Genomic DNA, 26053 nt, shown 5'->3' on the forward strand with positions numbered 1-26053 from the left:
GGCCTTTATATTGTAAGCGCAAAAAACTATGAAAAAACTGACCGCACTTTTTGTACTATGTTTTCTCTTAATGGGTTGTAACGGCAATCTTTCTCCGTATGAGCAAAAGCTGCCTTTTCATCCTCGGGTGCTGCGGGGAAAATTAGATAACGGGCTGAGCTACTTTATTTTGGAAAATAACGAACCTAAGGAACGGGTTTATCTTCGTCTGATCGTCAATGCGGGTTCAATGAATGAAGATGAAGATCAAAAAGGCGTTGCCCATATTGTCGAACATATGGCTTTTAACGGTTCCGCCAAATATCCTGAGAATCAGATTATCAATGCCTTGGAGCGGCTCGGCATGAAATTTGCCCGGGATATTAACGCCTTTACCGATTTCGAAAATACGGTTTACACCTTAAATTTATCCGGCAATGAGGAAAGCAAGCTGGCTTTAGCTTTTGAGGTCATTGATGAATGGATGAATAACCTGACGATTCTTGAAAAAGATTTGGACGCGGAACGCGGTGTCGTACTGGAGGAATGGCGCTCCCGTCTTAGCCCGATGCTGCGCTTGGGCGATAAAAAAAGCGCGATAGAAATGGCGGGCTCCCGTTATATTCGGCGCGATCCGATCGGCGAGGTAAATATTATTAAAAATATTTCCGCAAAACGGGTAAAGGATTTTTATCAAAAATGGTATCGCCCGGATAATATGTCTTTGGTCGTTGTCGGTGATATTGATAAAGGTAAAATTCAATCCTTAATTAAACAAAAATTAGCGCATAGTTTCACACCGAATACGCCGTTGGAACAAGTGGATTACAGTATTCCTTTGCTAAATCAATGGCGTTTTGCCCGGGTTTCGGAACCTGAAACCGATTACCGCAGTATTGATTTCAGCTTGTTTGAACCTTACCGGGAAATCCAAACCCTGGAGGACTACAAACAGGAACTTATCGACAGCTTGCTCGGAGGATTATTAAATAATAGGTTAAAAGATTGGGAAAAACAGCACTCGCAACTATTAGATTCCGCCGCATTTTACGATTCGTTGCTGGGGCGGGAAACCCGGCAACATTTATTTACCCTGCAACTTGCCGAACAGGATTATCAAGGGGCGGTGGCGCTTTTATTCCGCTTTCTTGCGGAAATCAACCAGCATGGCTTTAGCCCGCAGGAATTCGAACGGGAAGTGGCTCGTTTGCAGGCATTGAATAAACGCAAATTGGATTTAAAGCGCGGCAGTTTGCGGATGGCCGATGAGTTAATGACTGCAAGCGTAATGCAACGGCCCTTGTTTCTCAGTCAATCCCAGCAATATCGGCTCAAATCTCGCTTACTGAAGGAGATTAGGTTACAGGAAGTGGAACAAAGGTTCCGACAGATGGTGGCATTAAAATCTAAATTAATGTTGCTTACCCAGCCTAAGGCCACCAAACTTTCACTGAGCAGCTCCGCGCAAATTGCACGGCTGTGGCATGAAAGTTTTCATCAACCTCAGCGGGCTTGGGAAGATATTGCGCCTAAGGACGCATTACCGGCATTAGATTTAACTCGGGGTACCATTGTTGATGAAGTGCATCATGACAAAGGGGATATTTACCAATTCACACTCAGCAACGGCAGCCGCTTAATTTATCATTACAGCGATAAATCGCCGCAACAGGTATATTTTAAAGCGCTAACCCAAGGCGGCGTCAGAAGCGTACCGCCACAGGATTTTCATCAACTGCGTTCGGCGGCAAAAGTGATTGACGAAAGCGGTATCGGCGGCTTATCCCCACAGGCGTTGGAACGCTTGTTCAGTAAAAATCCGCTGGGCTTATCCACGGTACTGGAGGATTATTATCAGGGCTTTATCGGCAGCGGGAAAACAGAGAATTTTGAGCAAGTATTAAGGTTGTTTCGCCTGAGATTAGAGGACATGACAGTAGATCCCGAGGTATTGAGTAAATACAAAAAAGACAGCCTGGAATATTTGAAACAAAGGGATAAAGAAACGGAATTTGCCCGACGCCTGTCGAAGCTCAGACACCCGAATGTCGAAACCGTCTATAGCCAAAGGGCGGAAAATCTAAGCAACCTTTCCGCAACGCAAATCCGCCGTATGTATCAGCACTATATCGCGGATAAAACCGATTTCACCTATTTTATTGTGGGCGATATTCGCCTGAATCAGGTGAAAACCTTAGCGCAACAGTACCTTGCCGGTTTACCACGCAAAGAGCAGCGCCGTTCGGCTTATCCGGTCGTTGTAGCCGTGCCTGAAAAGCGGCTGAGCGTCGCAGGTTTTTCGGAACCGAGAGCGGAAGCCGAACTTTACCTTGTGGCGGATAAGCGCTGGCAGGCGGAAGATAGCTATTTATTAGATATTCTGGCGGATATTCTGCAGGAAAAATTGCGGTTGTTGCTGCGCGAGCGGGAATCCGGTATTTATGCGGTGAATGCTTCCGTTTTTCAGGAACCCCAGTCGCCGCAAATGGAGGGCAGAATCACCTTCTCCGCCGCGCCTGACAGAGTAGATTATTTACTGCGGCTAACACATCTGGTACTCGATGAGATTATACAAAAGGGTGTGGAACCCGAATTATTACAAAAAAAGATCAATGAAAAGAAAATTCAGATTAAGCAGAACTTTGACAGTTTAGTCTTTGTATTAAATCAAATTGAACAAAGTTATCTGCTCAGTCAAAGCAGCGATTTAATCTACTTATATCAACGCTTGGAACAGGATGTCAGTGCGGAAAAAATCCATGCTTTGGCGAAAAAGCTGTTTGATAGAAAGGGCAGATTCGAAGCGGTGCTGAGCCAATAATTTTTCCGCTCTTCCAATTGTAAACTATGCCCCCGGGCGTAACAGGGGCAAGATGAAAATCAGCGGCGGGGCGGGATTTAGTATTCCCATTCCTCCGGGTCAATCCCCAGCTTGCGCATAATATCCTTCGCCTGTTCCGGAATTTCATCATGGCGTTCTTTAAGCAGATCGCTGTCGGTGGGCAGAGGTTGGCCGGTAAAGGCGTGCAAAAAGGCTTCGCACAGTAATTCGCTATTGGTGGCGTGGCGCAGATTATGAATCTGGCGGCGGGTTCGTTCGTTAGTGAGTATTTCCAATACTTTAATCGGAATGGATACCGTGATTTTTTTTACCTGTTCGCTTTTTTTTCCGTGCTCTGCATAAGGGCTGATGTATTTTCCGTTCCAGTTCGCCATGAAAGAATCCTGCCAATAACTTTGATTATTTTATCTGTTCCGGGCCGTTACTTATTTGTCGCCCTTTGCGTGCGCCAATTTTAAACGACAACGCGGCGGAAAACAAATGTACCTCATACTTTGTGTGTAAAGAGACGGGGACTGCGGCGCATTAGGTCGCATCATCACATATATCGCCTCGGATTTGAACGCAGCCCGGGCTTTTCCGTCCGAGGCGGAAGGGCAAAAAATAGGCGGCTTTTTGACCGCACTTTTGTCCATGTTTTTGTCCTTAGACGCCTTTTTCGTTCTGTGCTAAGCGTCGATTTTCCAGTATAATGGGGCGGTTTTCTGGTATAGATTTGAATAAGTAAATGATTATGAGCACTAAATTTAATGTAAAAACCTTTCAGGGCATGATTTTGGCCCTTCAGGACTATTGGGCGCAGCAGGGCTGCACATTGGTTCAACCCTTTGATATGGAAGTGGGGGCGGGAACTTCTCACCCCATGACCTGTTTGCGTGCATTGGGGCCGGAGCCTATGGCTTTTGCCTATGTACAGCCTTCGCGCCGACCGACCGACGGCCGTTACGGCGAAAATCCGAATCGCCTGCAACATTATTATCAGTTTCAGGTGGTGATTAAACCTTCGCCGGATAATATTCAGGAACTCTATCTGGACAGTTTGAAAATGCTCGGTTTCGATCCGACTCTAAATGACATCCGTTTTGTGGAAGATAACTGGGAAAACCCTACCTTGGGTGCTTGGGGACTGGGTTGGGAAGTTTGGCTGAACGGTATGGAAGTTACTCAGTTTACCTATTTCCAACAGGTGGGCGGTCTGGAATGTAAACCTGTTACCGGTGAAATTACCTACGGACTGGAACGTCTGGCCATGTATATTCAGGGGGTGGACAGCGTTTATGATCTGGTTTGGTCCGACGGTCCTCTGGGTAAAACCACTTATGGCGATGTATTTCACCAAAACGAAGTGGAGCAGTCCGCCTATAATTTCGAATATGCCGATGTGGATTTTCTGTTCGCCTGTTTCGATCAATATGAGAAAGAAGCCCAATCTTTACTTAATTTGGAAAAACCGCTGCCCTTACCGGCATACGAGCGTATTCTGAAAGCGGCGCACAGCTTTAATTTACTGGATGCGCGCAAGGCGATTTCAGTTACCGAACGTCAGCGTTATATTTTGCGTATTCGCGCGCTGACCAAAGGCGTGGCGGAGGCTTATTATGCTTCTCGCGAAGCCTTGGGTTTTCCGGGCTGCCGTAAATAATTAAAAAAACATAACATAAATTCGGGCGGTCGGGGTTAAAAAACTCCTGTGAAAAGGACCGCTCTTTATTGCAAAGGGGGAAGGAAATGAACGATTATCAGTATTCCGAAGATATTTATACGGAAGCGGATTCCAGTGCGGATACCCTGAAAAACCTGGGGCCGTTGGCACCTATGGCCGGTATCTGGGAAGGGAAACGCGGACTGGACATTAATCCGAAAGCGGAAGGGGCGGTAAAAGATCCCTATATCGAACGTATCGAATTGCATCCTATCGATGCGCAGGCAAACGGACCGCAGTTGTTCTACGGCTTACGTTACCATATTCATATCGTACAGGAAGGGGAAGCGGAAACATTCCATGATCAGGTGGGATATTGGCTGTGGGAACCGGCCACAGGTAACTTATTGCTGACCCTGAGTATTCCGCGCGGTCAGACTCTGATGGCAACGGGAAATGCCAAAGCCGATGCTAAAGAATTTACCTTGACGGCGGTACGGGGTTCCTTAACCAACGGGATTATTTCCAATCCCTTCTTGGAACAGAAATTTACCACCGAAAGTTATACCATCACGGTTAAAATCAATGATGACGGCACCTGGTCCTATGATCAGGATACGGTAATGATTATTCCGAACTTTGACGAACCTTTCCATCACCGTGATCGTAACCGATTAACTAAAATCGGCGAGCCGAAACTGAATCCGTTGGCGCTGGCGGAGCAGGAAGAGGGCTAAGATTGCCGAGAGCGGTAGAAATGAACCGACCCGAGCTTAATTGGCTCGGGTCGTTTTTTTAGACTAAATCAAATAATAGAAATTCTGTCGGCGCAGAGGTTTTCAACTGTAGCGCCTGTTCCGCTTTAATCCCGAGCGCATCTCCGGCGCTTAGCGGCGTGCCGTTAATGCTTAATTCTCCGCTTACGACTTGCAACCAATAGCTGCGTTGCGGATTCAGGCTAAGATTTTCCTGCTGCGCCTCTTCATAGCAGTAGCGCCATAGTTTCATGTCCTGATATACCTTAAATGAGCCTTGTTCCGCCTGCGGCGACAGAATCAGGGTGGCGCCCGGCTGCGGTACAAAGCTCCCTTGGCGGTAACGGGGAGTAATGCCCTTTTGTTCCGGTATAATCCAGATCTGATATAAATGCAGCGGTTGGTTTTCGCTAGGATTTATTTCCGAGTGAAAAATTCCGCTGCCGGCGGACATAATCTGAAACTCTCCGGCATTTACCCGGGTGGTATTGCCCATGCTGTCCCTATGTTCCACCGTACCGCTTAATACATAGGTCAGAATTTCCATATCTTTATGCGGATGCAGACCGAATCCTGTTCCCGGGGCAATAATATCTTCATTGATTACGCGCAAATGGGAAAAATGCATATGCTGCGGATCATAATAATCGGCAAAGGAAAAACTGTGTCGACTCTGTAGCCAATCATGTGAACCGTCGCCGCGTTCTTGTGCTTTTCTAAGTTTTAGCATGGGGTTACTCCTTTGTATTGCTTTCAGGCGCCATTTTATTATGAATAAAAAATTAATAAATAATGATTTTGTTGAATAATTATTTCTTATGGAGAAAAAATAATTTGGGGAGAATTTCACATTTCATAATAAAATCAAGGGGAAGGATGAAAATGGCGAAAAAAGATCCTAAAATAACAAGCGTCTTATTTTCAGGATAGAACAGCCTGGGGAAAATCGGTTTTATCACCCCGAAACAAATCGACTTTCCACAGGAATTAAGGCAAGGAATTTAGGGAAAGGAGTCAAAATGGAATTTGTTAAAGGCATAATATGCCTTGCCCTGAGCGCAGGATTGGTTGCCTGTAGCTCAATGAAGCCGCAAGGAAAAGCACAGCGGGCAGAAGAATCTTGGTTAAAATATCGGGATATTGAGGGCGTTGAACGAGAAGCGACTTTTGTGCCTCGCGCCGCTTCCGAACTACAAACCGATGATTCCGCGCTACCGCTGGGTACGGTTTTACAAAAAGTTAGCGAGGGGAAGGTTATCCATAGGCACAGGCTGGGAGAACTATATAATAAAACGGATACGCACGAGCAGCAGTTTATGATCCTGGTTAAATACGGAGAAAAATCTCTGAATCCAAACCGAGCGGAGGAAATGGCGGAGTTAATGAAAGCGGACGCTTTCGATTTTTATCAGTTCGGTAATTATCGTATTCTGCACGCCCGTTTCCAGGCGCCGCGAGCGATGTGCAAAGATATTCGAACCCGTGCCGGGGTTAAGTTGGAAATGGCGGTTAACTACTATCAGGAACAGGATCCCGCTCAGTATTACAGCATATTGCTCAAACATCATATTAGTCTTAAAAAACCCTTATCCTATAATGTTCGCTACCGTCCTTATTTTTCCGCATCCGAGCAGGTAACGGCTCTCGGCTTACAGGATTTGGATAATCTGTACGGACAGGATCTCGCTACTATGGAAGTGGTGGATAAATCCTTACTTCTTTTAGGGGATATCTGCGGGCGCCGAGTTTTACCTTAAACCCCGGGCGGCAGGGAAAGCGGATCCTTTATTTCCATCGATTTATCCAATCGGCCTTATTATTTGTGCGGTAACGCACTAACAGATGAATTTTGCGCTAAAAATAGATACAATATTCGGCGCACTTTTTATTGTCCCGAATAAGGTCGTTATTAGGATAACCTGCAGCAGGAAATAATCTCCGTTAGCATAGCGGCCAAGGTCAGTATCAGGAAAAGATTTCCATAGGCTGAAATAATTCAAGCTTAAATTATTGTAATTGAGAATAAACTAATGAAACAAAATTTTCTGGCCGAAATAGGCACCGAAGAACTACCGCCGAAGGCGCTTAAAAAATTAGCCATCGCCTTTGCGGATAATGTGGAACAAGCGCTGAATCAGGCCGGTCTGGCTTTTGACGGCCTGCAATGGTTCGCCAGCCCGCGCCGTCTGGCCGTAAAAGTATTGGGCTTGGCGACCAGTCAGCCGGATAAAGAAATAGAAAAACGCGGTCCTGCGCTGTCCGCCGCTTTCGATGCCGAAGGTAATCCGACCCAGGCGGCGTTGGGTTGGGCGCGCGGTTGCGGTATCAGCCTCGAACAGGCGGAACGTATTAGCACCGATAAAGGTGAATGGCTGGTTTACCGTTCCTTGGTTAAGGGACAGCCGACTAAGAATCTGCTAGTTGGAATTATTGAGGGCGCGCTGGCTAAATTACCTATTCCTAAAACCATGCGTTGGGCGGATAAAAACGTCCAGTTTGTTCGCCCGGTGCATACGGTAACCCTATTATTGGGTGATGAGTTAATCGAGGGGGAAATTCTGGGGGTAGCCAGTGCGAATACGCTGCGCGGCCATCGTTTCCTCGGCGAGCGCGAATTCCGGATCGAACATGCGGATCAATATCCGCAGATTTTGCGCGATAAGGGTGAAGTTATCGCCGATTTTGAACAGCGCAAGGCTATGATTCTGTCCGAGGCGCAGGCTAAAGCCGCCGAGTTGGGCGGGGTGGCGGATATTGAAGAAGATCTATTGGAAGAAGTTACTTCATTGGTGGAATATCCGAACGTTTTAAGTGCGAAATTCGAAGAGCGTTTTCTTGCGGTGCCAGCGGAAGCTCTGGTTTATACCATGAAGGGCGATCAAAAATACTTCCCGATTTATGATAAAGCGGGGAAATTATTACCGCATTTTATTTTTGTTTCCAATATTCGTCCGCAGGATCCGAGCGCAATTATTCAAGGCAATGAAAAAGTGGTACGCCCGCGCTTAACCGACGCGGAATTCTTCTTTAAAACAGATTTAAAACAGCGCCTGGAAGATCGTTTGCCGCGTTTGCAGACCGTACTTTTCCAACAGCAGCTGGGAACCTTGCGCGATAAAACCGAGCGTATCGAAGCGCTGAGCGGTGAAATTGCCGCCCAAATCGGTGCGGACGTGCAAAAAGCCAGACGCGCCGGCTTGTTGTCAAAATGCGATTTGATGACCGATATGGTATTTGAGTTCACCGATACCCAAGGGGTGATGGGCATGCATTACGCCCGTCATGATGGAGAAGATGAAGAAGTGGCGGTTGCCCTGAATGAGCAATATATGCCGCGCTTCGCCGGCGACGAGTTGCCTCATTCTCCGGTTGCCTGTGCCGTTGCACTGGCGGATAAAATCGATACCCTGACCGGTATTTTCGGCATAGGTCAGCATCCGAAAGGGGATAAGGATCCCTTTGCCTTGCGCCGTGCCGCTTTAGGGGTACTGCGGATTATCGTCGAGAAAAAACTCCCCTTGGATCTGAAGGATTTAATTGCAAAATCCGTTGCATTATTTGGCGATAAGCTCAGCAACAAAAATGTGCTCGAAGACGTGGTGGACTTTATGCTTGCCCGTTTCCGCGCCTGGTATCAAGATGAAGGTATTGCGGTGGATGTGATTCAGTCCGTACTGGCGCGGCGCCCGACCAAACCTTCCGATTTTGATGCGCGGGTGCGCGCCGTTTCTCATTTCCGCAGCCTGGAGGCGGCGCAGGCGCTGGCGGCGGCGAATAAACGCGTCAGCAATATTTTGGATAAGGCGGAAGGAAAATTATCCCTGAAAATAGACCGCACTTTATGTGTCGAAGCAGCGGAAATCGCTCTGGCGGAGCAGGTCGAAAAATTACAGCAGGAATTACAGCCGTTATTTGCTCGCGGCGAATATCAGCCTGCGCTGGATCGTTTAGCCGGGTTGCGCAACTTGGTGGATAATTTCTTCGATCAGGTGATGGTAAATGCGGAAGACGAAAAACTGCGGCATAACCGCTTAGCCATTCTTAACAGCCTGCGCGATCTTTTCCTGCAAGTGGCGGATATTTCCTTACTGCAATCCTAAGTTTATTTAAAATTGCCGGGACTTATGTCCCGGCACTCACTTATGACACCTTTTCCTAGGCGTATTTTGTACGGGTTTATTGAAACTGTTATATAAAAATATGCCGGTATTCGATTTTCCCGCGCTAATTGGCTTTTTTCATTTCTTTTTATATATATCCCCTTATAATTGGTTTCTATTTTTTGTTATTCAGCAGAATAAGGAGAGTTTATGTCGAGTTGGTCGGAAGGATATTTCAGTAGCGTTGGTTATACCTACGGTTATTATGAAAATCTGCAACCGCAGAGAATTATTATTCCTTTTTTAGCTGCGGGGCTTATTCCGCCGAAAATTATTAACGCCTGTGAACTGGGCTTCGGGCAGGGGATTTCCTTTAATATTCATTCTGCTGCGGGAAATGCCGATTGGTACGGTACGGATTTTAACCCGAATCATGCCGCATTCGCTCAACAGCTTGCCGATAGTTTTTCATCGGGGGCGCTGATTTCCGATCAGGCTTTTCATGAGTTCTGTCAACGCGAGGATTTACCTGAATTTGATTTTATCGCTCTACATGGTATTTGGTCCTGGATCTCCGATGAAAATCGTGCGGTTATTGTGGAGTTTATCCGGCGTAAACTGAAAATCGGCGGAGTGCTTCATATCAGTTACAATACTCTGCCGGGTTGGTCGGCTAAAGCACCGGTACGCCACTTGCTTTCCGTTTATCAGCAGGCAACGGCGGTTGAAGGACAGTCCCATGAGGCAAATGTAAAAAATACACTGGAGCTGAGTGAAAAAACGCTGGCGCTTAGTCATGGCTTGGTGAAAGAATCACCGGCACTGGCGGATAAGATTCAGGAGTTGAAAAATACCAATATCAATTATCTGGCGCATGAATACCTGAATAAAGACTGGCAACCCATGTATTTTTCCGAAATGCAGGAATGGCTGGAGCCGGCTAAGGTAAGTTTTGCCTGTTCTTCCAATTTTCTAGATGATTTTAATCCCGTACTCTTCAGTACGGAACAGGCGGAGTTTATCAGCGGGCTCGGTAACAGAACCTTAATGCAGACGGCCAAGGATTTTATTTTAAATAAACAGTTCCGTGCCGATCTGTGGGTGAAAGGGCGGGTAACAGCACCCCATTCGGTATTGCGAGATGCTTGGTCCGAACTCAATGTGATGTTTATTACGGCGCGTAAAGATTTTGATTTCGCTATCAGCCGTCGCATTAGGACTAATCTTAACGAAGAGATGACCAACCCAATTTTAGATCTTTTAGAAGACGGCGAAGTTCATAATGTCGGCGAGCTGTATAATGCCATCGGCCATGACGGCTTGTTTGAGATTCTGTCTATTCTGTATTCTTGCGGGCATCTGGTACTGGTTCAGGATAAAAAAGACATTGAACGGGCGCAACCGCGCTGCGAGAAATTAAACCGCTATATTATGAATCAGGCCAGGGAGCGGGAGGATATTCATTATTTGGCCAGTCCGTTAACGGGCGGTGCGATACAGGTAAACCGCGTTGAACAACTGTTTTTACTCGCTCATTTACAGGGAATGGAAAGCCATGATTGGGGAAAATTTGTATGGAAATTCTTACAACAGCAGGGCCAACGCTTGATCGCCGACGGTAAAACCCTAGAAAGCGAGGAAGATAATCTACGTCAACTGGAAAAACTGGCGGATACCTTTATTCAGAACAGACTCCCTCTCTTAAAGCGCCTTTTATTTGTGGCTTAGTTTCCGTGCAATATATAAAGCGAACAATTACGTTCGCTTTATTTTTGAAGAAAATTCAAAACCCCTTTCTTTATTTTCCGATTAATCGAAATAATCATTCGTCGTTATAGTAATACCCGTTGATGAAACATTAATCGACATTATTCTTATTTTTGTCAGACCTTCTCCGGAAGGAGGGGGGCATGTTAAGAAAAACATTACTCAGTTCATTTCTTTTATTCAGCATATCAGGAGCAGTTATAGTGGAAGATTAGACGAAAAAACCGTTCACATTGACCTATGAGGGAGCGATAACACAAAACTTACAGGGCAAACTTCGACCCGAATAAAAATATCCGGCCATTGTTGTTGCCCATCCTAACGGCGGGGGAAAATAGCAGGTCGCCGGACTGTATGCACAGCGACTGGTGGAACAGGGATACATTACCATTAATACGGCCTATCAGGGCAGCAGCTAGGGAACACCGCGTTATACCGATAAGCCGAAAAACCATATCGAAAATATTCGCGCCGCAGCGGATTTTATCAGCCGGTATAAAGGTGTAGACAGCGCACATATCGGCTTGTTGGGAATCTGTGGCGGCTGTATTCGATTAAAGCAGCGCAAACCGACAAGCACTTTAAGGTGGTGGCTACACTCAGTATGTTCAATTCGAGCGATGCGCTCTGCAACAGCTTTATGTACTGCCAGAAAGACAGCATTCAGCAGAGCCTGGCTCAGATAGTCGCAGTCGGAAACAAAGAGCAGGTAGCGGCGTTACCGTTCGAGATGTATCGTCAAGGGTATGAATACTATGTACAGACTCACGTCCATCCGAATTTTTAAACCTTAACGACAGATTTTTTGCAGTCAGCTAATTGAATGTTGAGTGATTTTTTCAATTCCATGATTTGTCAGTTAATGGTGTCAATTGACATATTCAACCGTTCAGAGGTTTTGGAGAGACTGCCTTTCTGAATAATGGTAACAAAAGGGCGTTTATTGTTCATTTCTCCAATTTGGGATCTCTTTAATGGTATTTGAAATATTACCTTTTACTTGTTGATTTTTACCATGCAGATAATAAACTCCAGAAAGTTCTTGTAAAAATTTGCTTTGTTTGTAAGCGTGTTTCTCACCCAAAACAGTCCAGACTAATTTTAATTTATGTTCTTTTAAAAAATTTAAGAATTCATGCTTTTTAACTAATAAACTGTCTTGAAATTTATCATTTATCTGTGGATTAAAACAGATTAAATCATTTTGGGAATCAACCCAATAACCATCTTTAATGGAATTTTTCATTCTCATTCCGTGATAAATTATCGGGGTAGGCGCATAAAATGAAATGCCATCATTTCCATAAATAGATTCCCAAAAATGGGAATCTACACTGGGTATCACTTTAAATGAAGGTGATTCAATTTCTCCATATCTAGAAATTTCTTGCCATTCCCTGAATATATTTTCAGTAAAAAATTGATTAATATCAGTCCCGTAATATTCATTACCTTCAGGCATCCATCTCCCCATAAAATCTTGTTGTTTTAACCAGTTTTTTACCTCTGTATATTGATATTGTTTAACTAAATAACTGCGTATTTGTAACCATTTTTGAATATCATAAGTTTCTTTTTGTCCGAATTTTTCCAATTCACAAAAATCATCGTGTCTTTCTAAAACAAGCCATTTTTCACCATTGATCGTCAATTCCAGTAAATTGCTGATATCAGGAAAAGTATTATTCTGCACCCAACTATCAATCAATTCATTATCCTTAATAGTAAAATAATATTTGGTTTTACATTGTTCTTGATTTTTGTATTGAGAAAATACATTGGTTCTGATTGGGGGGGAAATTTTTATTTGGGTTCTTGGTAAATTAAAATTAGCTAAATTTCTTATATAATCATGCTCTGGTTTATCATTATAGCTATCAACAAAAGCAGGAAAATTATCCATTACCCTTGCTAAAATTTCATATAAAGCCAACCATTGATATTTTTTACCAATTCGTTCAATTTTACTGGTATCATTTCTTTGCCAATGTTTTGAATGGATTTCCATATCAAATTTAAGGTGCTTTTCATCATCATAACCAAATTTTTCAAAAACCATTTGGCAAGCATAATTGCTTAATAAATCAACATTAATAATATTTCCTAGCTTATAATTTTTCCATTGGCGAAAATTGGCTTCAAAAGTATATCTACCAAAATCACCATAGCTACAAGTACCACGACCATGCTCCGTTGCCATTGAACGAATAATTATTCGTTGCCCATTAGAATGATATTCTTTATCAATATCTTCATTGCTTGGTAAAATATCAGGGAAAGAACTTCTATATGGTGGTGTGATTCTTTCGTTGATTAACTCAATATTATCTGATGAGTAATCATCTTTTTGTAAAGAATATTTAATAATATAGCGAGCATAATTACGAATCAATACATTTGGATAAATTTCTTCTGTTTCAGTTTTATTAAATATCTGATTGTCTATCTCTAATGCAAGTTCTTTTAAATAAGATATATTTTCCGAATAGACAACAGCACCATAAATGGCAGATAAAATACCTTCCATCACATAAGGGTCATTAACCGTATTAAATTCTTTAAATAATTCTAACGCTATTTCCAATCTATTCCACAATAAGTGGGCAAGCGCATTGATATACTTATTTCTATTTTTTTTGTCAGTAGAAGTAAATAACCAACTTACAGCGATTGCACCCAACAATAATACTTCTGGTTCAATATTTTTTTGACCGCTTGATTTATAACACCAAGTCAATAATCTATCTATTGCTAGGCATTGATAAGAATCTAATACAATAAAAGCAGTCCAATTTGCATCTCTATGTGCTAAAGAAAAAGAATGCAGTTTATTGTGCAAATATCTTATATTTAATGGGTGGTCAATTTCGGTAGCTAATTGATATAAAACATCTATCCAAATTTCTTGATTAAAATATTGATGAGCATTAAGAAACTTTTGCAGTTTTTGCATATTGATTGTTTCAGGTAGCCTCCAAAAGAGATTTTCCACAATAATCTCAAACCAAATACAATCTTTTGAGCAATCAAACACTTCAAATAATTCAAAATGAAATTGTTCGGATAATAATACGCTCAATGCTTCCCAAATACCCCTGTTATAACTAACTCTTTTGCATAGGGTTTTCCCTTGTTCGGTACTTAACCATTGAATAAAATTATCTTTATTATGAATATGTTGTAATATCAAGTTGGCTTTTTGGTAATCCCCGATTCTTTCATAATTAAAATAAATATATTCTTCATCTTTATTATAATAAGCGCTTTTACTGATTACGTTTTCTTTAATTAAGTAATCAAGAAATTTTTTGGCTTCTGATTCTGCAATGTCTTCTATTAACTCATCACAAATTTTTCTCTTAACTGTAATATAATTCAAGATATATTTATCTTCTTCCAATTGCAATTTTGCAATCACATTGATTGCTCTTTGAACTAAATTTGAGCCAATATCTTGTTCAATTTGTTTGCAAATACGTTTCTCAACCCCTTCTACATAAGATTTTATAATGTAATTAAATCCCTTATGACCTTTCGGTACATAAGTTTCCCTTTGAAATCTTAAAGATTCACAAAATAATTTTAAATATAATGGATTAGAAAATTCTGGATTAAGTAATGGAATGCTAGGTAATTGTAAGCCATAGTAAGGGAAAAATATTTGAATGGCTTCAAACTCATTATCCATAAACCCTGTATGATTGACATAACATAATTTTTCTTTATTTTTTGTAGTTAATTGATTAAAAATAATTTCTTGGTAACTATTTCTTACACTAAGGACCAATCCAATATTTGAGTATTGACTTACCAATTCAATAAATCCATTGAGTTGATTATTCCACAAAGATTTCCCTTCGCCTTCGTTTAAAGCATCTATGGCTAAAATAACCCGTTCTTTCTGCATTTCACCTATGCTATTCAAAGCTGACAAAAAAACATCAGGTGTGGTGTTTCGAATATTTAACTGTTTGAAAATTTGATCCCAAACATTAGACTTTTCAGTGAAATCTTGACCCAATAACAATAGGGCATATTTTCCTGAAGATTGGGTGTTTTGGATAAAATCCCCTAATAAATGGGATTTACCACTACCAGCTTGACCAGTTAAAATAAGTATTTTACCGTTGAATAATGACAATTCAGATGAATTTAATAGTTGAATAATGTCGTCTAATTCCTTGATTAAACTCCTGTAAAAGTAGTAATTATTATTTGTTTTATTTGAATTATCTTGAAATAAATTTTTAATATAACTTATTAACTCATTAGTTTTCTGAATTAATAAGTTAATATCAATAACTGTCTCTAAATTATTAATTGTTGATAAATTAAGCTCTTTAATTAAAAGTTTATATACAGGCTCAAAATACTGGTTTAACTCTTCATTGTGATATATGAATTGATGGTTTGATTTGACATTTATTAATAATTGATTAAATTTTTTTTCAAAATTTTCTTTAAAATTCTCTGTTCGAGCTAGGCTTTCTAATTGTATTGCAATGGGTAAATTAACATTGATTTCTGGTGTATAACGAACACCAAGATTGCTAATGGCTTGTTGATTGTATTGTTCAAACCATTTGTCTGATAATTCATTCTCATTAAACCAAAAGAATTTTTTTCCTGCATTTTCTGGTTTTGATAATAAATTAGATAATTCAAAACTTCCCCAAAATTCAAATTCTATTTCACGACCTTGTGATTGAGCGAATTCTTTCCATTTTTTGGTATATGCTTTCCATTTGAAAAGAAAAGACCTGGTCCTAGATATATTGGCATTTGCTCTATCGGTTGCGACACAAACATAATATTTTTTAAGGTTTGGATAATTTTTTAAAGATTCCTTAAAGGAATCTTCAATTTGTTGCCATTGTGATGATGAAAATGAACTTAAAAAATATTTGGCTTGCCATCCATATAATGAGCCATCTGGAAATTCGCACATTGCTTCAATTCCACCATCAGGGGCAGAAATTCTGGTAAATTTTCCTTGTGATTGAAATTCTTGGTGTGCCAATTGACATACCAGTTCTTCAAAAGCATTATTTTGAGAACCTTTTAAAGGTTTGATATTTTCCCATCTGATAGACATCTTATATCACCATAAATTATTTTTATTTTATAAGTATGAGGATTTTTAAAGTAGGTGGCAAGTCACTTGAAAGATTAATTTTCTAAATAAGCTTGCCACCGAGATTTACACTAAATTCAAACATGCAAGCATTAAAATCATTTGCTGCTTGTTGAATCCGAATGTGCCTGATGCGTTAAAAGCACAAAAATTGGACAGATATTTTGTTATTGATGTGTTTTGATGTTGTTGATGGTACTTGTGGTGGTACCGATAAAAAAGTGGTTCAGACGGTTTTTATTGCCACGCATGAATGCTATGCCAATTGCAAAGTGAAAGATTGGATATCTGTCGTTGAAAATGTGCAGATTAACGCACTGCTGATGAAGCCTGAAGTGTAAGCCAAATTGTGTGCGGACGAAGCTACAAAAGCAGGTGTAAGTCCACAAACGGCTTGGCTATCCTATGGCTGACATTGATTAATTATGGATTACTGAAAGACTGCCTGAATATCGAACAGCATAACTTTAAATATTATTGAAAAAGAGCGGTGAGATTTTGAGAAGATTTTGCAAAAATGTTCTCAAATTCTACAGTTTCCTATTTTGGTTATTTCTATAAAAAGCATTCAATATATTTAGTTTTTATGTTTGCAACCAAAAACAAATGATGAAATTACCTTCATATTATAAATATAACCCTAAATAAATTAAGATGTTCAACCGCCCAAATTATCTCGAACAAAAACTTTCATCAATATGCCTTTATATCACAGGTTAAAACTCACATTTATTTTCTTCTGGATTGGTAACCTACTTCTATTTTTTATATTTTACTTCATGTGTCGAATAAGAGATTTTAATTGTTCTTTAGTTTATACATACCCATTTAATTTACAAATTAAACATATATAAATACTAAAATGATAAATTTCCACTCTAAAAATGAATATAAAAAAAAGAACCCTTTGTTTTAAAGGGTTCTCTAGCGTATAAAGGTTTAAATTATATGTAACTTAGAACGGAATATCATCATCAAAATCGTCCATCGCCGGTTCCGCTTTCGGCGCCGGTTTTTCCGCCGGGGCAGGGCGGGACGGTGCGCTTGATTGGGTGTATTGCTGCTGCGGAGCGCCCTGAGGTGCATAGCCGCCCTGTGTGCTATTGCGGCCGCCTAACATTTGCAGAACATCGCCCTGAATTTCCGTGGTGTAGCGATCCTGACCGTTTTGATCCTGCCATTTGCGAGTTCTTAAACGGCCTTCCACATAAACCTGGGAGCCTTTACGCAAATATTCACCGGCCACTTCCGCCTGACGACGATAGAATACGATGCGATGCCATTCGGTGATTTCGCGGCGTTCGCCGGTGTTTTTATCGGTCCAGCTTTCACTGGTGGCAACGCTGATATTGGCTACAGCTTCGCCGTTCGGCATAGTACGGATTTCAGGGTCGTTACCTAAGTTGCCGACGATAATCACTTTATTAATTCCTGCCATAATTTCCTCTGATTCTATTTGTCGAAAAATTTGCCTTATTTTGCCTGAAATAGCATAAAAGATCCATTCGTTTTCACTGGATATTTGCACAGATTAAAGAATGTGCGATAATGTTTCCAGTTTTGAATTAACCTCTATGCTGTAATCATTATGGATCAAATCGATATCCGCGGAGCGCGGACGCATAATCTGAAAAATATCAATCTTATCATTCCGCGCGATAAATTAATTGTAATTACAGGGCTGTCCGGTTCGGGCAAGTCCTCATTAGCTTTCGATACGCTGTATGCGGAGGGGCAGCGTCGTTATGTGGAATCGCTGTCCGCTTATGCGCGCCAGTTTTTATCCCTGATGGAAAAGCCCGATGTGGATCATATCGAAGGTCTGTCGCCGGCAATTTCCATTGAGCAGAAATCCACTTCCCATAACCCGCGCTCAACGGTCGGTACCATTACTGAAATTTATGATTATTTGCGTTTGCTGTTTGCCCGTGTGGGCGAACCGCGTTGTCCGACCCATAATGTGGCACTGGCGGCGCAGACCGTTAGTCAGATGGTGGATCAGGTGCTGGCTTTGCCGGAAAGCAGTCGTATGATGCTGTTGGCTCCGGTGGTTAAGGCGCGGAAAGGCGAACATGTGAAAATTCTGGAGCATATTGCCGCACAGGGTTATATCCGCGCCCGGATTGACGGTGAGGTATGCGATTTATCCGATCCGCCCAAACTGGAATTACAGAAAAAACATACGATTGAAGTGGTGGTGGATCGCTTTAAGGTGCGTCCGGACTTAGCTACCCGTTTGGCGGAATCCTTCGAAACGGCGTTGGAACTTTCCGGCGGGATCGTGGTGGTGGCGGATATGGATAATCCGAAAGCGGAGGAATTGGTATTTTCCGCTAATTTCGCCTGTCCGCACTGCGGCTATTCCGTTACCGAGTTGGAACCGCGTCTATTCTCTTTTAATAACCCGGCCGGTGCCTGCCCGAGCTGCGACGGACTTGGTGTTCAGCAGTATTTTGATGAGCAGCGGGTGGTGCAGAACCCGGCTATTTCCCTTGCCGGCGGTGCAATTAAAGGTTGGGATCGGCGTAATTTCTATTATTATCAGATGCTGACTTCTTTGGCTAAACATTATGATTTTGATGTGGAAGCTCCTTTTGAAAGCCTGCCGACTAAAATTCGCCACATTCTGTTGCAGGGTTCGGGTAAGGAAGAAATTGAATTCCAGTATATGAACGATCGCGGCGATGTTGTGGTGCGGCATCATCCTTTCGAAGGTATTCTGAACAATATGGCGCGCCGCTATAAGGAAACCGAATCCATGTCGGTGCGTGAGGAATTGGCGAAAAATATCAGTAATCGCCCCTGTGCCGATTGCGGCGGTTCGCGCCTGCGCCGGGAAGCGCGTCATGTATATATCGGCCAGACCAATTTGCCTGCGCTTTCCGAGATGAGTATCGGGGAAGCGGCACAATATTTCTCCCAACTTGCATTAAGCGGGCAGAAAGCTCAGATTGCGGAAAAAATTCTGAAAGAAATTACAGAGCGCCTGCAGTTTTTAGTTAATGTGGGGCTGAATTATCTGTCCTTGTCCCGTTCCGCCGAGACTCTCTCCGGTGGGGAGGCGCAGCGTATTCGTCTTGCCAGCCAGATCGGTGCCGGACTGGTGGGCGTGATGTATGTGTTGGACGAACCTTCTATCGGTTTGCACCAGCGCGATAACGAGCGCTTGCTGAATACATTACTGCATTTAAGAAATCTGGGTAACACCGTTATTGTGGTGGAACATGATGAAGATGCCATCCGGCTGGCGGATCATATTATCGATATCGGCCCCGGTGCGGGTGTACATGGCGGTAATGTGATCGCCGAGGGTACGGCGGCGCAGATTATGGCCAATCCGGCTTCCATTACCGGGCGCTTTTTATCCGGTGCCGAACGGATTGAAATTCCGGCGCAGCGTATCGCAGCGGATAAGCAGCGAATCTTAAAGCTGAACGGCGCTTGCGGGAATAATCTGAAGAATGTGAACTTGGAAATTCCGGTCGGCCTGTTTACCTGTATTACCGGGGTATCAGGTTCGGGGAAATCCACCTTAATTAACGACACTCTGTTTCCGATTGCGCAGAACGTGCTGAATAAGGCGGAAAATATTGATTATGCGCCTTATAAAAGTATCGAGGGGCTGGAGTTTTTCGATAAGGTTATCAATATCGATCAAAGCCCGATTGGGCGTACCCCGCGTTCCAATCCTGCCACCTATACCGGTGTCTTTACTCCGATTCGCGAATTGTTTGCCGGCGTGCCGGAATCCCGCGCAAGGGGATATAATCCGGGGCGCTTTAGTTTTAATGTGCGCGGCGGTCGCTGTGAAGCCTGTCAGGGCGACGGCGTGATCAAGGTAGAAATGCACTTCCTGCCGGATGTGTATGTGCCTTGCGATCAATGTAAAGGCAAGCGCTATAACCGCGAAACCCTGGAAATTCGTTATAAGGGTAAAACCATTCATCAGGTATTAGATATGACCGTGGAAGATGCGCGTGAGTTTTTTGATGCAGTACCGATGATTGCGCGTAAATTGCAGACATTGATTGATGTAGGTTTGTCTTATATTCGGCTGGGACAATCTTCCACTACATTGTCCGGCGGTGAGGCGCAGCGGGTTAAGTTGGCGACGGAACTGTCCAAACGGGATACGGGGAAAACCCTGTATATTCTGGATGAGCCTACGACCGGGCTGCATTTTGCCGATATCAAACAATTGCTCGAAGTGCTGCATCGGTTACGCAATCAAGGCAATACCATCGTAGTGATCGAGCATAATCTGGATGTGATTAAAACCGCGGATTGGATTGTGGATCTCGGCCCGGAAGGCGGTAGCGGCGGCGGACAAATTATCGCCGCCGGAACTCCTGAGCAAATCATCGAAAGTAAGGTTTCCCATACGGCAAGATTCTTAAAACCTATTCTGACGGCTAAGTAAACTGCTATAAGTGAAAAGTGCGGTCTTTTTTAAAGAAGTTTTTTCAGCAGGATTAATGGCATCGCAGACAGAGAAAAGCGCAGCAATTTTGCTGCGCTTTATTATGTTAAGGATTGGGGATTAGGCCAAAATATTATTTAGTTCCTGACTGACCTGTTCCACTTTTTGGGTGCCGTCCAGACGGAAGTAGCGGGTGCGGCCGGCTTCAGCTTCGGCCTGATAGTAGTCTACCAACGGACGGGTTGTAGTATGGTAAACCTTTAACCGATCCAGTACGGTTTCCGGTTTATCATCGGCACGAATAATTAAATCTTCGCCGGTGATATCGTCTTTACCTTCCGTTTTCGGCGGATTGTAAACAATATGATAAGAACGACCGGAAGCCGGGTGTACGCGACGTCCGCTCATACGCTCCACGATAACCTCATCAGGTACGTCGAATTCCAGTACATAATCAATGGCAATTCCGGCGGATTTTAACGCATCGGCCTGCGGAATGGTACGTGGGAAACCGTCCAATAAGAAGCCTTTCGCACAATCGCTTTGCGCTACGCGCTCTTTTACTAAAGAAATAATTAAATCATCCGGTACCAGCTGGCCCGCATCCATTAGCGTTTTGGCCTGTTTACCCAGTTCGCTGCCCGCTTTGATGGCGGCTCGCAACATATCCCCGGTGGAAATCTGCGGAATACCGAATTTGTTCATAATAAACTGTGCCTGAGTGCCTTTACCGGCCCCCGGTGCGCCTAAAAGAATAATTTTCATACTGCCCTCTGTAAGATAAAAAGAAACCCGCCTACCATACCCCGCACAGGCAAGAAACTCAAGTTTTTCTTCCGGATTAAGGGGAATTTTTCGACTTTGGCAGGGGACGGATTTCATAAGCTTGTAGCGGCATAACTCTGGCGGTAACGAAAATAATATTAAGCTATAGAATAGGCCGTTTTCCGCAAGGGTTTATGCCGAAAAACTGCGAACCTGCTCTTTTACACCAATAGGGCGGATAAAAAAACCGAATACCCTAGGGTATTCGGTCGGTAATTGTGGATTAAAATATTGCTTTAGCGTTATAGAACAGCACCAGCAATAACAAAACCAAAGATAACGGATAAGCCGATAGCTATTACACCCGGAATTAAGAACGGGTGGTTAAAGACTAATTTACCGATACGGGTGGAACCGGTATCGTCCATTTCCACTGCGGCTAATAGAGTCGGATAGGTCGGCAATACGAATAAGGCGGAAACCGCTGCAAATGAAGCTATTGCCGCTTCAGGCGAAATACCCAGGGCTAATGCGGCAGGATATAGGGCTTTGGCGGTTGCAGCCTGAGAATAAAGCAATGTACCGGCAATAAATAATGCTACGGCCAGTAACCAAGGATAGGTATTCAACAGGTTGGACGCGGCTTCTTTAATTTCGTCGATATGACCGCCTACGAAAGTATTACCTAACCAGGCAACACCCATTACGCAGATGGCGGCGGACATACCTGATTTAAAGGTAGAGGCGCTGGTAATTGCGGCAGTGTCCACTTTACAGAGTACTACAATAGCTGCAGCGGCAGTCAGCATAAAGGCGATAATGGCCTGGTCGCGGCTGAGGATCGGATTTTCGATTAAGCCGACGGTTTTGCTGATCATGGTGGCGTAAAGCATTACTACCAAGATAACCAGGATAAAGATTGCAACGGATAATTTGGCATAAGGTTTGATTTCCACTTGCATTTCGCCGCGCATTTTTACCAGACCTTTGGCTAAGCGATCCTGATAAATAGGATCATCTTTTAACTCTTTGCCTAAGAAGTTACAGAAAAATGCGGTGATCATACAGGCAACGAATGTTGTCGGAATCCAGATCCCCAATAAGGCTAAATAACTGATGCCGAATTTTTGTTCCAGTGAACCGGATAAAAATACTACGGCAGCGGAAATCGGTGATGCGGTAATCGCAATCTGGGAAGCGACGGTAGCGATAGATAACGGACGGGAAGGACGAATACCCTGTTCTTTCGCTACTTCGGCAATTACCGGCAGAGTTGAGAACGCAGTATGACCTGTACCGGCCAGTACAGTCATCCAATAGGTTACGGCTGGCGCCAGATAGGTAATATGTTTTGGATGTTTGCGTAGCAGTTTTTCTGCCCATTTGACTAAAAAGTCCATACCGCCGGCAACCTGCATTGCTGCAATGGCCATAATAACCGCCATGATGATTGAAATAACATCAAACGGAATATCGCCCGGAGACAGCCCGAGCAAGGCTAATGCGATCACACCGAACCCGCCGGCGAATCCGATCCCGATACCACCCAATCTAGTACCCATGAAAATAAATACTAAGACCACAAATAAGTGTAACCAAACCATAATAGTTCACCTTTAATTTTATTAATTGATTTATTTTGACGAACTCTGACTAAACTCTCTCAGAGTTGCATGCCATTCTAAACTTCGCCACTATAACCGTAAAGGGTTAAAGTCAGAAGTTATCCTCCTTTTCTTGATTTAACTCAAGCAATAGGGTTATTCTTCTTTTCAGCGCTGAAAAAACACCTTTTCCAACCTTGCTATCGGTAATTTTCTGCTATTTATGCACACCGATAAATCGGAGCGCGCAGATATATCGCTCCCCTATGGAATAAGGGAGAAATCCTTATAATTGCCCTAAAAGAGCGGTCTTTTTCGGCTGATTTTTTTGCCGGACAACTGGCGGGAGAATAATTCGGCGAAAATGCAGGGGCAGTGGTGCCCCTATATGCTTGATTTTGGCTAGTAGGCGAAAGTATTATTTTTCCCCGTTCCAGGGTGCGATCCAAAACAGGCAGAGCATACCGGGTATGGCCAGGAAAAAACACAACCAGAAATAATCATAATAGCCGAAATAATTGATTAGATTGCCGGCCTGAGTATTCAGGGTTGCACGGGGCAGGGCGGATAGACTGGTAAACAGGGCGAGCTGCGTGGCGGTGTATTGCGGATTGGTTTCTCTGGCCATAAATGCGACAAAGGCGGAGGTGCCTAATCCGACTCCGATATATTCTGCGGCGATAACCAAGGTCAGCGCAATGATTTCATAGCTTTCAATCCGTTCGAAAGGGCCTTGCGCCGCCAGCCAGGCAAAGCCCAGAATGGTGATGATTTGCACTGCGCCGAATAACCATAAGGCTCGGTTAATGCCGATGCGTAGCATAATGATGCCGCCGAGGATACCGGCGATAATCATCGGCCACAGAGAAGCGTTTTTGGCCACCAGACCGATTTGGGTCTTGCTGTATCCCATATCCAGATAAAACGGCGAAATCAGTGCCGTAGCCATACTGTCGCCCAATTTATACAGAAAGATAAAAGCAAGTATAGCCAGGGCGGATAAAACGCCTTTGCGTCCGAAAAATTCTTTAAAGGGTTCAATCAGATTGTCGCTCAAGGTGCGTTGGCTTTTCAGGGCGATTTGAGGTTCCCGGCTTAAAAACAGCGTCATTAAAATTCCGGGCAGCATAAACATGGCGGTCAGTATAAATACCGTTTGCCAAGGCAAATAATCCGCCAGAATCAGCGAGAGCGAACCCGGTACCAGTCCGGCCACGCGGTAGGCGTTAACATGAATGGAATTGCCCAGACCGAGTTCGTTGTCGGACAGGATTTCGCGTCGGTAGGCGTCCAGCACGATATCCTGATTGGCAGCAAAGAAAGAGGTCAGCACCGCTAATGCCGCAATCAGGGTCAGGCCGAAATGGGTTTGGGGATCAATTATGCCGAATAAAGCCAGAGATAGAATTAAGCAGCCTTGAGAGATCAGCATCCAACCGCGGCGACGCCCAAGGAACGGAGGTACATAGCGGTCGAGTAACGGTGCCCAGATGAATTTCCAGGAAAAGGGCAGGGTAACGGCGGTAAAATAGCCTAGGGTTTCCAGATCCACTTTTTCCGATCTGAGCCACACCGGCAACAGACCGGTAATGATGTAAAAGGGCAAACCGGAACTGAAACCGGTAAATATGCAGATAAGCATATTACGGCTGAAGATTTGTGAGAATAAAGAAGGCTGGCTCGGCATAAATTTCCTGTATTACGTCCTGGTACAATAAGCCGCCTTTAATCATAAAAGGCGGCGCGTCCGCTCAACTAAGACATAGCTCAGCTGCGATATCCCTGCGGATTTTTTTTCTGCCAGTTCCAGGTATCCTTCATCATGGTTTCCAGGTCGCGTTCCGCTTTCCAGCCCAGTTTCTCGGCGGCTTTGCGCGGATCGGAATAACAGGCGTCGATATCGCCGGCACGCGGCGGTGCAATTCGGTAAGGTACCTTGATATTATTGGCTTTTTCGAAGGCTTTTACCATATCCAGCACCGAATAACCGATACCTGTACCCAGGTTATAGATATGCAGACCGGCATCGCCGCGATGGGCTTGCAAGGCCTTAATATGACCGAGGGCAAGATCCACCACATGAATATAATCCCGTACCCCGGTACCGTCATGGGTGGCGTAATTATCGCCGAAAACCGAGAGCTGCGGCAGTTTGCCTATAGCTACCTGGCTGATAAAAGGCATCAGATTATTCGGAATGCCGTTCGGATCTTCGCCGATCAAGCCGCTTTCATGGGCGCCGACGGGGTTGAAATAGCGCAGGATAATAGCGTTGAAGTCCGGATTAGCGCTTACCGTATCGGCAAGTATGCGTTCCACCATATATTTTGAGGTACCGTAGGGATTGGTGGTGCCGCCGACCGGGCTGTCTTCGGTAATAGGCACCTGTTGCGGATGGCCGTATACCGTCGCACTTGAGCTGAATACAATGGTGTTTACCCCGGCTTTTTGCATTTCCTCCACTAAAACGATGGTGCCGCCCACATTATTTTCATAGTAGAACAAGGGTTTTTGTACACTTTCTCCCACCGCTTTCAAACCGGCGAAATGGATTACCGCTTCAATTTGATGACGGGCGAAAATATCACGCAATATTGCGCGGTCCAGAATATCGCCGCGGTAAAATAGCGCTTCTTTGCCGGTGATTTGTTTAATCCGCTGGAGCGAAATTTCGGAGGAATTATATAAATTATCCAGCACTATGGTTTCTTGGCCGGCATTTAACAGCTCGACTACGGTATGGCTGCCGATATAACCGGTACCGCCGGTAACTAAAATCGCCATGGGTTTATCCTTGTATTAAAATAAATTCCGGCATAGTATAAAACTTTTCCCGCTTCAGGAAAAGCGAGGGGGCGGCTTTGAATTTATGCCTTGCCGCGGTTTTTCGCCAGGTGCCGCTATCGCTTAAAAAAACGACGCTCAAACGCCGATAACCGAACTTTTCGGCGATTTCCCTTGTCTTAAGCGCATATCTCCCCGCATGCCTGCAACTTCAGGCGGGTTTCTTGTCCCAATATGTAACACTATGTAACATTGGAGTGT

15 protein-coding genes are annotated in these 26053 nt (G+C 43.7%); 7 read left to right on the top strand and 8 right to left on the bottom strand.

All coding sequences use genetic code 11. The annotated features are described in order from the left end of the window. Positions 1-28 precede the first annotated feature (28 nt). On the top strand, positions 29-2800 hold the full coding sequence (locus tag EDC45_RS00425) for a M16 family metallopeptidase (protein WP_133542365.1): 2772 nt from the start codon (positions 29-31) through the stop codon (positions 2798-2800). A gap of 77 nt (positions 2801-2877) precedes the next feature. Here the strand turns inward: EDC45_RS00425 and metJ are convergent, their stop codons facing one another. Then, entirely contained in the window at positions 2878-3195 is a 318-nt protein-coding gene (gene metJ, locus EDC45_RS00430) for a met regulon transcriptional regulator MetJ (RefSeq protein WP_133542367.1), read from the bottom strand. A 359-nt stretch (positions 3196-3554) separates the two neighbouring features. Here metJ and glyQ point away from each other — a divergent pair, with 359 nt between their 5' ends. Both glyQ and EDC45_RS00440 read left to right on the top strand, forming a co-directional pair. Then, the gene (glyQ, locus tag EDC45_RS00435; RefSeq protein ID WP_133542369.1) at positions 3555-4463 is read left to right on the top strand and encodes a glycine--tRNA ligase subunit alpha; all 909 of its coding nucleotides are present in this window, start codon (positions 3555-3557) and stop codon (positions 4461-4463) included. Between the two features lie 86 nt (positions 4464-4549). Next, complete coding sequence (locus EDC45_RS00440; RefSeq protein WP_133542371.1) at positions 4550-5200, top strand: FABP family protein; 651 nt, start codon at positions 4550-4552, stop codon at positions 5198-5200. Between the two features lie 58 nt (positions 5201-5258). On the opposite strand, the gene EDC45_RS00445 is transcribed toward EDC45_RS00440, so the two are convergent. Continuing rightward, complete coding sequence (locus EDC45_RS00445; RefSeq protein ID WP_133542373.1) at positions 5259-5948, bottom strand: pirin family protein; 690 nt, start codon at positions 5946-5948, stop codon at positions 5259-5261. A 289-nt stretch (positions 5949-6237) separates the two neighbouring features. Here EDC45_RS00445 and EDC45_RS00450 point away from each other — a divergent pair, with 289 nt between their 5' ends. From EDC45_RS00450 to EDC45_RS00460, 3 genes are all read left to right on the top strand, one after another. Beyond that, a complete protein-coding gene (locus EDC45_RS00450) occupies positions 6238-6975 on the top strand; it encodes a DUF8095 domain-containing protein (protein ID WP_133542375.1) in 738 nt (245 codons plus the stop codon). A 273-nt stretch (positions 6976-7248) separates the two neighbouring features. Beyond that, a complete protein-coding gene (glyS, locus tag EDC45_RS00455) occupies positions 7249-9318 on the top strand; it encodes a glycine--tRNA ligase subunit beta (RefSeq protein WP_133542377.1) in 2070 nt (689 codons plus the stop codon). Between the two features lie 210 nt (positions 9319-9528). Continuing rightward, positions 9529-11046: a class I SAM-dependent methyltransferase gene (locus tag EDC45_RS00460; protein ID WP_133542379.1), complete on the top strand. Its 1518-nt coding sequence runs from the start codon at positions 9529-9531 to the stop codon at positions 11044-11046. 979 nt (positions 11047-12025) lie between these two features. Here the strand turns inward: EDC45_RS00460 and EDC45_RS00470 are convergent. Then, positions 12026-16180, bottom strand: a complete 4155-nt coding sequence (locus EDC45_RS00470) for an NACHT domain-containing protein (protein ID WP_133542381.1) — start codon at positions 16178-16180, stop codon at positions 12026-12028. Between the two features lie 994 nt (positions 16181-17174). Next, positions 17175-17657 carry a single-stranded DNA-binding protein gene (locus EDC45_RS00480; RefSeq protein ID WP_133542383.1) on the bottom strand — a complete coding sequence of 161 codons (483 nt, stop codon included), beginning with the start codon at positions 17655-17657 and terminating at the stop codon, positions 17175-17177. Positions 17658-17807: 150 nt separating this feature from the next. Between EDC45_RS00480 and uvrA the strand changes: the two genes are divergently transcribed. Further along, a complete protein-coding gene (gene uvrA / locus EDC45_RS00485) occupies positions 17808-20639 on the top strand; it encodes an excinuclease ABC subunit UvrA (protein ID WP_133542385.1) in 2832 nt (943 codons plus the stop codon). A 120-nt stretch (positions 20640-20759) separates the two neighbouring features. Here uvrA and adk read toward each other — a convergent pair whose 3' ends face one another. From adk to galE, 4 genes are all read right to left on the bottom strand, one after another. Then, positions 20760-21404 (bottom strand): adenylate kinase, encoded by a 645-nt coding sequence (gene adk / locus EDC45_RS00490; RefSeq protein WP_133542387.1) that lies wholly within the window; start codon positions 21402-21404, stop codon positions 20760-20762. A 302-nt stretch (positions 21405-21706) separates the two neighbouring features. After that, positions 21707-23008 carry an anaerobic C4-dicarboxylate transporter gene (locus tag EDC45_RS00495; RefSeq protein WP_133542389.1) on the bottom strand — a complete coding sequence of 434 codons (1302 nt, stop codon included), beginning with the start codon at positions 23006-23008 and terminating at the stop codon, positions 21707-21709. A gap of 418 nt (positions 23009-23426) precedes the next feature. Beyond that, positions 23427-24695 carry an AmpG family muropeptide MFS transporter gene (locus EDC45_RS00500; RefSeq protein ID WP_133542391.1) on the bottom strand — a complete coding sequence of 423 codons (1269 nt, stop codon included), beginning with the start codon at positions 24693-24695 and terminating at the stop codon, positions 23427-23429. An 80-nt stretch (positions 24696-24775) separates the two neighbouring features. After that, positions 24776-25792, bottom strand: a complete 1017-nt coding sequence (galE, locus tag EDC45_RS00505) for a UDP-glucose 4-epimerase GalE (RefSeq protein ID WP_133542393.1) — start codon at positions 25790-25792, stop codon at positions 24776-24778. Between the last annotated feature and the right edge of the window lie 261 nt (positions 25793-26053).

This window comes from Mesocricetibacter intestinalis (assembly GCF_004363295.1).
Taxonomy (GTDB): domain Bacteria; phylum Pseudomonadota; class Gammaproteobacteria; order Enterobacterales; family Pasteurellaceae; genus Mesocricetibacter; species Mesocricetibacter intestinalis.

Coding starts and splice junctions, on each gene's coding strand:
- EDC45_RS00440 (WP_133542371.1), top strand. CDS start 4,550: ATGAACGATTATCAGTATTCCGAAGATATTTATACGGAAGCGGATTCC.
- galE (WP_133542393.1), bottom strand. CDS start 25,792: ATGGCGATTTTAGTTACCGGCGGTACCGGTTATATCGGCAGCCATACC.
- adk (WP_133542387.1), bottom strand. CDS start 21,404: ATGAAAATTATTCTTTTAGGCGCACCGGGGGCCGGTAAAGGCACTCAG.
- EDC45_RS00460 (WP_133542379.1), top strand. CDS start 9,529: ATGTCGAGTTGGTCGGAAGGATATTTCAGTAGCGTTGGTTATACCTAC.
- EDC45_RS00500 (WP_133542391.1), bottom strand. CDS start 24,695: ATGCCGAGCCAGCCTTCTTTATTCTCACAAATCTTCAGCCGTAATATG.
- EDC45_RS00470 (WP_133542381.1), bottom strand. CDS start 16,180: ATGTCTATCAGATGGGAAAATATCAAACCTTTAAAAGGTTCTCAAAAT.
- EDC45_RS00450 (WP_133542375.1), top strand. CDS start 6,238: ATGGAATTTGTTAAAGGCATAATATGCCTTGCCCTGAGCGCAGGATTG.
- EDC45_RS00480 (WP_133542383.1), bottom strand. CDS start 17,657: ATGGCAGGAATTAATAAAGTGATTATCGTCGGCAACTTAGGTAACGAC.
- EDC45_RS00445 (WP_133542373.1), bottom strand. CDS start 5,948: ATGCTAAAACTTAGAAAAGCACAAGAACGCGGCGACGGTTCACATGAT.
- uvrA (WP_133542385.1), top strand. CDS start 17,808: ATGGATCAAATCGATATCCGCGGAGCGCGGACGCATAATCTGAAAAAT.
- EDC45_RS00495 (WP_133542389.1), bottom strand. CDS start 23,008: ATGGTTTGGTTACACTTATTTGTGGTCTTAGTATTTATTTTCATGGGT.
- EDC45_RS00425 (WP_133542365.1), top strand. CDS start 29: ATGAAAAAACTGACCGCACTTTTTGTACTATGTTTTCTCTTAATGGGT.
- glyQ (WP_133542369.1), top strand. CDS start 3,555: ATGAGCACTAAATTTAATGTAAAAACCTTTCAGGGCATGATTTTGGCC.
- glyS (WP_133542377.1), top strand. CDS start 7,249: ATGAAACAAAATTTTCTGGCCGAAATAGGCACCGAAGAACTACCGCCG.
- metJ (WP_133542367.1), bottom strand. CDS start 3,195: ATGGCGAACTGGAACGGAAAATACATCAGCCCTTATGCAGAGCACGGA.